Source organism: Kytococcus schroeteri, from assembly GCF_002847825.1.
In the GTDB taxonomy this organism is placed as follows: Bacteria; Actinomycetota; Actinomycetes; order Actinomycetales; family Dermatophilaceae; genus Kytococcus; species Kytococcus schroeteri.
The window spans coordinates 1-321 of the sequence record NZ_PKIZ01000129.1 but is presented as its reverse complement, the minus strand read 5'-3'; the positions used below and the strand labels follow the sequence as shown (position 1 = coordinate 321).

At 60.7% G+C, this 321-nt stretch carries 2 protein-coding genes; both read right to left on the bottom strand.

Translation table 11 applies throughout. The features are described 5' to 3' along the window. Positions 1 to 192, bottom strand: a 192-nt coding sequence (locus CYJ76_RS13005; RefSeq protein WP_238138245.1) for a hypothetical protein, incomplete at its 3' end; no start/stop codon positions are given. Between the two features lie 23 nt (positions 193 to 215). Next, a complete protein-coding gene (locus tag CYJ76_RS11840; protein WP_269148638.1) occupies positions 216 to 317 on the bottom strand; it encodes a glycine cleavage system protein H in 102 nt (33 codons plus the stop codon). Positions 318 to 321: the final 4 nt, after the last annotated feature.

The following is a 321-nucleotide window of genomic DNA, read 5'->3' as shown; positions in this document are numbered from 1 at the left end:
AAGATCACCCTCAGCCCCCTCCGGCTCGGACCACTCATAGTCCTCATCCGGGGACCAATCCGCGTCCCCGTATGAATTCCCCCCGTCATACCCGTCGGTTCCATCGGCACCGGTTGCGTCGCTGTCTTTTGCGCGCAGGAGTAACCACACGGCGAGGCCCAACAGGGCCAAGCCGAAAATTAACGCGAACATGGAACCGACCATAGGGTCTTGTTTTACTCGTTAGCCGCCTGGTAAGCCTCAGCGTCCATCAGCTCGCCGGCCTCGGTCACCTTGACCTCGTACAGCCAGCCCTCACCGTAGGGGTCCTCGTTGATCAGG